6 protein-coding genes and 1 pseudogene are annotated in these 8,801 nt (G+C 55.8%); 5 read left to right on the top strand and 2 right to left on the bottom strand.

Going from position 1 to position 8,801, the window contains the following annotated elements:
* Both BM438_RS43255 and BM438_RS43250 read left to right on the top strand, forming a co-directional pair.
* A partial coding sequence (locus BM438_RS43255; protein WP_208620689.1) for a MotA/TolQ/ExbB proton channel family protein occupies nt 1-264 on the top strand: 264 nt, incomplete at its 5' end.
* Between the two features lie 82 nt (nt 265-346).
* On the top strand, nt 347-1,048 hold the full coding sequence (locus BM438_RS43250) for an OmpA family protein (protein ID WP_093647479.1): 702 nt from the start codon (nt 347-349) through the stop codon (nt 1,046-1,048).
* A gap of 369 nt (nt 1,049-1,417) precedes the next feature.
* On the opposite strand, the gene BM438_RS43245 is transcribed toward BM438_RS43250, so the two are convergent.
* Nucleotides 1,418-2,113 carry a GntR family transcriptional regulator gene (locus BM438_RS43245; RefSeq protein ID WP_093647477.1) on the bottom strand — a complete coding sequence of 232 codons (696 nt, stop codon included), beginning with the start codon at nt 2,111-2,113 and terminating at the stop codon, nt 1,418-1,420.
* A 544-nt stretch (nt 2,114-2,657) separates the two neighbouring features.
* Between BM438_RS43245 and BM438_RS43240 the strand changes: the two genes are divergently transcribed.
* The 3 genes from BM438_RS43240 to BM438_RS43230 all read left to right on the top strand — a co-directional run bounded on the left by BM438_RS43240 (nt 2,658) and on the right by BM438_RS43230 (nt 7,098).
* Nucleotides 2,658-3,734: a porin gene (locus tag BM438_RS43240; RefSeq protein ID WP_167378557.1), complete on the top strand. Its 1,077-nt coding sequence runs from the start codon at nt 2,658-2,660 to the stop codon at nt 3,732-3,734.
* Nucleotides 3,735-4,021: 287 nt separating this feature from the next.
* Entirely contained in the window at nt 4,022-5,368 is a 1,347-nt protein-coding gene (locus tag BM438_RS43235) for an ABC transporter substrate-binding protein (RefSeq protein ID WP_244179610.1), read from the top strand.
* A 1,004-nt stretch (nt 5,369-6,372) separates the two neighbouring features.
* Nucleotides 6,373-7,098: an SDR family oxidoreductase gene (locus BM438_RS43230; protein ID WP_093647472.1), complete on the top strand. Its 726-nt coding sequence runs from the start codon at nt 6,373-6,375 to the stop codon at nt 7,096-7,098.
* A gap of 24 nt (nt 7,099-7,122) precedes the next feature.
* Here the strand turns inward: BM438_RS43230 and BM438_RS43225 are convergent.
* Nucleotides 7,123-8,157, bottom strand: a pseudogene (locus BM438_RS43225) (IS481 family transposase).
* Between the last annotated feature and the right edge of the window lie 644 nt (nt 8,158-8,801).

Raw genomic sequence — 8,801 nt, 5'->3', positions numbered from 1 at the left:
GTCACGGGCCATATGCTCGAGCCGGCGCAACTCGGGCAAGGTATTGCGGTCGCCTTTGTGGCGACGTTGTACGGTCTCGCGTTGGCGAATCTGGTCTTTCTGCCGTTGTACGGAAAGATCAGGGCGCAGGTGGATAGCGAATTGCGCTTCAGACGTCTGTACCTCGATGGCTTGCTTGCAATCTCACGCAAGGAGTCACCCCATACGATCGAAACCCGGCTCGCGGGTGATGTCCGGGAACGATCGGCTGAGTTGCTGGGATAACCCGGAGTGGCTAGTCGCGATCGCTTGACGATAACACGCCAGGCGCTCATTCAAACGCAATTCGGAAGCAGACGTTTCGAGCATGACTCTCTCCTCGGGTAACAAGCGCCTTGCGGCGGACAAAGCCGGCTATCGGCACGACGATGACGGCGGCGATGGCGAGGCGCAGTCCGGGCGCTGGTTGATTTCCTATGCGGACCTCATCACCACATTGATGGTGCTGTTCCTCGCGCTTTACGCGCTGCAGCTGGCGAAAAACCGGGAACTCGAAGTCAGGATGCTCGAGCGCCGCGAGGTGAAGTCGGCGACGGCCTCCGGCAGCATTCACGCTCCGGCCGGCGCACCGGAAGCCGCGAGGCGGCAGCTTCTATCTCTGTTGGCGCCACTTCAGGACAACCGGCAGATCACGATTTCGAATGCCTCACAGGGTGTGGAAATCGCCATCAACGCAAAAATTCTCTTCAACTCGGGCGACGCGCGCTTGTTGCCGGGGTCGTTCGGCGTTCTGGATCAGATCGCAGGGGTACTGCGCGACCGCTCAAAGAACAACATCCTCGTCGAGGGACACACCGACAGTGTGCCGATATCGACGGCGAAGTACGAATCCAACTGGGAGTTGTCGTCGGCACGCGCCGGTGTCGTGGTTCGATTCTTTGCCGACAAGGGCATCGAACCTCACCGAATGGCCGCCATTGGCAGGGCGGACAACTTCCCCCTGATCATCGGCGACGATGCCGCGGCGCGCGCTGCGAATCGCCGCGTCACCATCCTTGTGGATTATTGAGGCACATGCGGTGGCTGCAATGCGTCCCCCGCATGCAATCGCAGACGCATTCTTTGCGACAGCGCCTTCTCCCACGAAAACTCTCGAATCTTGCACAAGCACCCACCGGACAACTAGCGCCTCAAAGCCCATCGAGCAATTCCCCGTCCGGCCGTGGCAATCGATATATTCGGAGCGCTGCGGGTCGGACGCTAGCGCTGCCCTTCATGATACGGCCGCAGCTTCAACTGAAAGTTTAGCTCCTGCACCGCGCACACGAACGTGCGCAAGATCGCGCGCGAAATCTCCCGTGGGGCTTGCGACACTTTCAACCTCGAGCGCCACATTGCGCGCGAGCAGTCATAGTCGCGGACAGCAGCGCAATCCCCGTCACTCCACGTTCCGGAACACCTCACGAAGGTCGGCGGCGCCCTGCGATGGCCGATCAAGCATCTTTCGCTCGACGCTCTGCAGGTGATGAGACATCAAGCTGACTGCTACTTCTGTGTTCCCGGCCTCAATTGCTTCGAGAATGACTTCGTGCTCCTCATAGGAACACGAACTCCGCCCGAAGGATTCGTACAGCGCCGAAATCAGCGTCGAGCGAGCGACCAACTCATCGAGACAATTGCAAAGCACAGAGTTACCAGTGAGTCGACCAAGCTCCGTATGAAACTCACCAGAAAGCCGTACCCACAACGGAAAGTTGCGTCCTTCGAAGGCCTTTTGTTCGCGTCCAATCTTTTCCCGTATTGCACCAAGTCGTCGCGTACGAAGCGATGAGATTCTCTCGACGACTGCAAGCTCGATGATCCGTCGCATTTCAAATACCTCGTGTACATCTTGCAACGACGGGCTAGCAACAAATGCCCCGCGGTTCGGCTCGAGATCGACAAGGCGATCGGCCGCCAGCAGTGCGAGTGCCTGCCGGACAGTACCTCGCTTGGTTCCAAAAACCTCACACAATTGCCCTTCTCCTAATTTCGCTCCCGGCGCCAGCCGGTGTTCGATGATAGCGGCCCGGATGTGGCCGGCAATTGTCTCGGGCTTCGGGCCACGTGAGGTGACAGCTTCTTTTATGGACATGACTTCGTGTGTTAGGGAGCCGAACTAGATCAACTAGAGTCTGGCAGGGTTGCTTCAATATTGTTGACAATATTTTGCATCGACTACAACCAATTGGATGGATTTCTAAGGAATCCGATGACATTGTAGGCGCATTGATTCTTGCACACTTTTGGAGCGTGCGGTCGGCCGCCTTACGGCAACCTATCAATGGTCTCACCTTCGACGAGATGCTCTCCCAACTCTCCAGTTAGCCCGTATTTCCAGGCATATTCATGCCAACAAGCAATGCAATCCTCAAACGCCGACGAAGCAACAGGCGAGTACTCGCCGGGTCTTTCCCATCTCTTGGACCATCACTATCGATCCGTCACATCGCCGATTTCGGGTCGCCAACAATATTTTATAAATCGTTGACAATGTTTATGTCGTCGCTAGCATGCAGGTTCCATGTGCATACGCACGTAAGCACCGGGGCGGCTATATCAGATACTCGCCAAGTCAATCGTTCGCCGAGTCGGTGCGTGAGGCGAATTATTTAGGAGCCTTCATCTTGAAGAACCATATGAACACACCCCTGCTGTCGGCTTTGACCGCCTCGGTAATCGGCATGAGTGCGTCCTCGTCCTTTGCACAATCAGTGACGCTGTACGGACAGATAGATACAGGGTTCGCTTACGCGACACATGTTGGCGATGGTCATCAATCGGTGCTCAAAGCACAAGACAGCATCCTCGGCGTGTCGAGCTTTGGCTTCAAAGGAAGTGAGGACCTCGGCGACGGAGTGAAGACAATCTTCAATCTCCAGTTCGGGTTCAATCCGTCAAATGGCAAGATGGACAATCCGAATGACCAGGGCTTCGATCGCAACGCTTATGTTGGACTCGAGACCCGGGTCGGAACTGTGACCTTCGGACATCAATGGGGTCTAAACGACGACTGGCTGGTGGGCAGCGTCTTCGGCGGCGGATATAACTCCGGAGCGGCATTCAAATTTCACGAGTTTGACGCTATCAGCGAGTACTACAACAACGCGGTCAAGTACGTCACACCAGTTATGTATGGCCTGCAAGGCGCGGCGTTTTACTCGTTTGGGGGCACGCCCGGCGACTTCACCCGCGGCTCGGTGTTCAATGTTGGTGCGCGCTACTCTTCCGGTCCGATCTATATTGGAGGCACCTACGACCAGGAGAGTTCCAGTTCCGCAAGCGGTGCCAAGTACAAGCTGCTGACGCTCGGCGCACGCTACGACTTCGAAATCGTGCGTGCCCGCTTCGGATATTCCCATGCCGATGTGACAGGTTCAGGATCGTTTCAGTCAATTGCTGGACAGCCTGCTCAACGTGCGAGTCTCTATGAGGCGGGTATCGACATTCCGTTCACCCCAGCGTTCACAGTGTCGGGCGACTATCTTTATAAAAATAATTCCTCCTTCTCCAATCACACGACGGAGTACAGACTGCTGGCGTCTTATGCGCTTTCGAAACGAACGACGTTGATTGGTAACCTTGCCTACTTGAAGAACTTCGGTGGCGCAACGGAGGCTATGTACAACATGGACAACGCCTCAGCGGGCACTTACGGAGCGTTGCCCAATGGCAGCCAGTTCGCAGTAACAGCTGGTATTCGGCATTCGTTCTGAGTCCACACGCATGAACGGGATGCCCGCTGCGTCACATCACTTGCAGCGGGCTGATGAAATTTTTTCTGCGTCATCGTCGGGAGCGCGACATCAGCAAGCGAACCATTCAGAGCCTTGATTCCTGGCGCCTGACCCGCGCAACACTATTCCGTAATTCGCGGATCCTGTGTTCACTGGTCGCAAACCTCCAAGCATGAAGCACCGACACCAGTTGGTGCATTTCTCCAATGCGCGAGATGACGGCTGCTAATTTCGTTTAACCGGTACTTTATCCACAAGAGATCAGAATGACCAAGCTATACAAAGACAAAGAGCTGTCCAAACAAAGCGAAATCGTGACACCAGACCAATCCGTCCTGATCAACTCCAGTTTTGACGAAGGAAATGAGAAAGGTCTATCGCGCCGTACGTTTATCAAAGGGGCCGTCGCCACTGCCGGTATTGTCGGATTCCCGTATGTGCATGCGCAAGGAAAGATCGCTCTCCGCTACCTTGGCACCGCTGTGAACCAGAGCGCTGACATTGCAAGGAAATTCAAGGAAGACACTGGCATCGAAATCCAGTATGTGCCGGTGACCACCGATGACGTCGCCAAGCGCATCATCACGCAGCCGAACTCGTTTGATATAGTCGATACCGAATATTTCTCGCTTAGGAAGCTCATCCCAGCCGGCACGCTCGCAGGAATGGACGCGAAGCGCATCAAGCTCTCCGACAAGATTACACCGGTGCTGACGCGCGGCGAGATCAACGGCAAGAAGATCGGAGATCAGGGCACCGCGCCGAAGAAAGTGATGTTTCTGACCGGTCCACGCTCCACCGAATTCTCTGCGACACCGACAGAATGGATGACGCTGATTCCCACCACATACAACGCCGATACGCTCGGCATCCGTCCGGACCTCATCAATCGTCCGATTGACAGCTGGGCGGAACTGCTCAATCCGCAGTTCAAGGGCAAGGCGGCGCTACTAAACATTCCTGCGATCGGCATCATGGATTCGGCGATGGCGATCGAAGCGATGGGTCACGTGAAATACGGTGACAAAGGCAACATGACGAAGGCTGAGATCGACCAGACCATCAAGATCCTGATCGAAGCCAAGCGTGCCGGCCAGTTCCGTGCCTTCTGGAAGGACTTCAACGAAAGCGTGAACCTGATGGCTTCCGGTGAAGTGGTGATCCAGTCGATGTGGTCGCCGGCGGTGACGAAGGTGCGCACGATGGGCATCGCCTGCAAATTCCAGCCGCTCAAGGAGGGCTATCGCTCCTGGGCCTCTGGGTTCGGCTTTCCGCGCTCGCTGCAGGGCAGGAAGCTCGATGCCGCGTATGAGTTCGTCAACTGGTTCCAAGACGGCTGGGCTGGTGCCTACCTGATGCGCCAGGGCTATTACTCGGGTGTGCTCGAGACGGCGAAAACGCACATGCAGCCCTACGAATGGGACTACTGGATCGAAGGCAAAGCTGCTGCGCAGGACATCAAGGCACCTGATGGCCAGTTGCTCGAAAAGGCCGGCACGGTGCGCGACGGCGGCTCGTACAACCAGCGCATGGGTGCGATTGCCTGCTGGAATGCGGTGATGGACGAGAACATCTACATGGTTCAGAAGTGGAACGAGTTCATCGCTGCATAGGCATCACATGTCAGCAAAGCTGGGGACGCGCCGCTGGCGCGGTCCCACTTCCGTATATCCATTGGCCAAGCGACGTTCGCAGCCTTGATCTGCGTCACTCACCTCTCTACTTCAGTCAATATCCGCGCTTGATCAGCAATTACAAGTAGATCCTACCGTATCCAAAGCATGCGCTGTTAGCGTAAAGTCAGCCAGTGACCCAGTACTCGCCCGCGATACTTCCTATTGAAGTCTGGTCCAAATGGGAAACTGCGTCCCGCGAGCACACCGTCATCGCTCGTGAGCAAGGTGATTGACGAATCAGCGAATCCCGGATGTGTGTAAATCACACAATAGCCCATCGTGGCGCGCGTCAGTTTCAAGCGCCTGACTATCTCTATTTAATTCGCCATCGACCGCAGACAGGACAATGCGTGCATGTAACCAACGCAGCCGCTTGTCGAGCGCGACCGCATCGTCTAAGCAAGTTGCGACTATTCCGGTTCGCTCAGCGCCAACTCGACCTTCTGTCGTCAACGTCACCCCTTCCGTCGTTCTTTGATATCCACAAACGAGACGTGGGCCCGCACAAACAGTTGCCCCGCTTCAGCGCCCGAACGGATCGTGCGATCGAAATGCCGCACGCGACGCCGCGTCCCCGTCCCTTCCCGCTCAGCTCCATGTCAACTGAGACACTTCTCGCATTAGGGACACCGCACTAAAACTGCAAACGCCGGCGATCGCCACGAAAGTGGCCCATCCGAAGAATCCGCGACCAAGCATTTGTGAATTTGCTTCCTAAGCACATGAAACTCTAGCCCATTGCTACGGTGAATGAGGGTGCTTAGACTCACGGCAAGCCGTATCGGACCGACTAAGGCCAAAGCGGAGACGCAAGATCTCAAAGAAAGCCTTGCTGATCCGGACGACGGTGCTCATACTCAATAACGCACTCGTCGTTTTCTTTCAGACTCGAGTCTGAACTGGCTGCGAGCTACAAATCGACAAGGTTCAGGAGAAACAATATGCAGATGCAGAATTTGGCGGGCAAGGTCGCCGTTATCACAGGGGCATCCAGCGGTATCGGCGAAGCAGCAGCCCGACTTCTAGCAGCCGAAGGCGTACACGTCATACTCGCCGGGCGCCGCAGGGAGCGCATCGATACACTGACAAGCGAAATTGGCGCCCTTGCAACAGCTGCCTACGTCGATGTACGGGAAGCCGACCAAGTGACCGAACTGTTCGACCTTGCACGCAAACAGCATGGCGGTCTCGACCTGCTATTCAACAACGCCGGTCTAGGCATTCATGGAGCCTTTGTCGACAGCAAGCCGAGCGAGTGGCGCGAGCAAATCGACGTCAATCTGTTTGGTTTGCTCAATTGTTCCCGAGAGGCCATCCCACTGATGAAAGGTCGCGACGGCGCAATGATCTCATCAGTGTCGAGCGTTGGCGGACGGTATGGCGTGCCAGGCTGGTCGGTGTATAGCGCAACCAAGTTTGCCGTCATCGGCTTTCACGACGCATTGCGCAAGGAACTTGGCGGGGAAGGCATTCGTGTTTCGGTGATCGAGCCAGGCGCCGTGTGGACTGAATTTGGTCACAACATCGACCAACAGACACGCCGCAGTGAATTGAACGCGCTGACACCGGAAGATGTCGCACGGGCACTTGTCTACGCTTTCGCGCAACCCTCGCGCGTACTCGTCGAAGAGATTCTGATTCGTCCTGTCAAGCAGGTCGTGCCGTAAAATGTGCGATTCACAGACATCGTTTCACTTTCTTGAATGCCGTTTTCTTGGCGCGCTTGAGTTCGCGGCTCCGGTAGGAGACTCGAGTTCAAGCGCGCGCCGATGATGTTCGGCAAGGGTCTTGTCAACTCGCCATTCGCGATGCCGGATTCTCTCTTTCAGCCCGTCGTAGGCGCTTTCCACCTGCTCCGCGAGAGGTGTGATTTCGCCCACTTCTGCGACGCGGTCAACGGGCGTCTTGCCACCGAGTGAGCCGTGCGGGCGGCGCCAGTTGTAGTCGAACTGCCACTCCTCAGTTCGTCGGTCAATCTCGTCCTCGGCCGGGGCATGGTGGGACCAGAACTCGTTGCGGTCAGTAAGCTGTGAACGCTAGACCTTGCCATTGAGGTGTGGGGAGCGTGGAGGAATCGGCCGGAATTTGATGCACTCGCTCATCAGACGCCGCTGCACCGATTCGGCGAAGAACTCGCCGCCCCTGTCGGTCTGGACACGCTGGATTGGAAATGGCATCTTCTCGATGACACGATCAAGAAAAAGCAGCGTATTTCGGGCGTTTCTGCGCGGGTAGACAGCCAGTACGCGGAAGCGCAAGCAGTCATCAATGGCCGTGTATTGATAGACGCCTCGCGCGATCTTCATCGTGTCCATCTGGACTCGATCCCCGGGAACCGGGCGGCTATAGCGTTTTGGATTTGCCGGCCGCCTGGAACGCACCAACGGCTTCACAGATGCCTCGGTCAGAACCTTGTGAATAGTCGCGAGGGACAGTTCTCTTTGTTCATGTAGCCGTAACTCATTCTGAATCCGGCGTGCTCCCTTGCGCTCTGCACACAGCCGGAGAATCGTCGCCCGATCAGATTCGGAAATCTTTCGGTTTGGACTGTTGAGAGGGCGGCGACTTTGAGAGCGCAGACCTTCTTCTCCAGCATCCCGGTAGCGTCGTAACCATTTGCGGAGCGTCGGTCTCGAGATGCCACACCGCGCGCATACGAGACCGGCGTTGCCGGTCTCGTGATACATCAGCACCCAACGTAATCGAGTCGCTATCTCGCGGTCCATCACTTCATTTTTAGTTGAAACGATGTGTGTGAATCACACACGTAAAATCATTTCCTTGCGCCCATTCAGAAGGAGAGATCGGATTGCCAACAGGACTGCCCGAACAAACGGGTAGCTGGCATGAGACAGGAGGGTCAACATCGAATGTATTTGGTCGATTATGGAGTACTCCTTGCTGACGTCTTACCTGAGTGTGAGGAAGGTGTCTTTCCGGCAACTTGTCTTTGCACGCCTCATATTGGCGCAAGTAATCCATTCCGACAATTGAATTAATGTTATATATCTATCTTCACACTGGATAAATGAGCGAACTGCCTCCGAATAGGTGCGGAGATCGACTCTCTTATCCAACCGAAACGGCTAGGCTCGAGACGTTTGGCCAACAGATATTGCCTGCTTCCAAGCGAGCAATAGTACCTGACGGGTCACCAAGTCACACGATTCAACATATCGAGCGCAAACCGTCGTTGTTGCGTACAATCGGCATCCCGGGTATGCCCGCGACTATCGACTGGTCCGTCATTAGGACGCTGCGGCAATCGAATGACTCATATAGAAGCACCGCAACAGATCCCGCGCGAAGACTCTCGACGCGTCGATATGTTCGGCAATGTCAGTGGGCGAATCGCATGTAAGCGCGGACG

This window comes from Paraburkholderia aspalathi, assembly GCF_900116445.1.
GTDB classification, from domain to species: Bacteria; Pseudomonadota; Gammaproteobacteria; order Burkholderiales; family Burkholderiaceae; genus Paraburkholderia; species Paraburkholderia aspalathi.
The sequence above is the reverse complement of the archived record's forward strand: the minus strand, read 5'-3'. Positions and strand labels throughout refer to the sequence as shown.

Coding starts and splice junctions, on each gene's coding strand:
- BM438_RS43250 (WP_093647479.1), top strand. CDS start 347: ATGACTCTCTCCTCGGGTAACAAGCGCCTTGCGGCGGACAAAGCCGGC.
- BM438_RS43245 (WP_093647477.1), bottom strand. CDS start 2,113: ATGTCCATAAAAGAAGCTGTCACCTCACGTGGCCCGAAGCCCGAGACA.
- BM438_RS43240 (WP_167378557.1), top strand. CDS start 2,658: ATGAACACACCCCTGCTGTCGGCTTTGACCGCCTCGGTAATCGGCATG.
- BM438_RS43235 (WP_244179610.1), top strand. CDS start 4,022: ATGACCAAGCTATACAAAGACAAAGAGCTGTCCAAACAAAGCGAAATC.
- BM438_RS43230 (WP_093647472.1), top strand. CDS start 6,373: ATGCAGATGCAGAATTTGGCGGGCAAGGTCGCCGTTATCACAGGGGCA.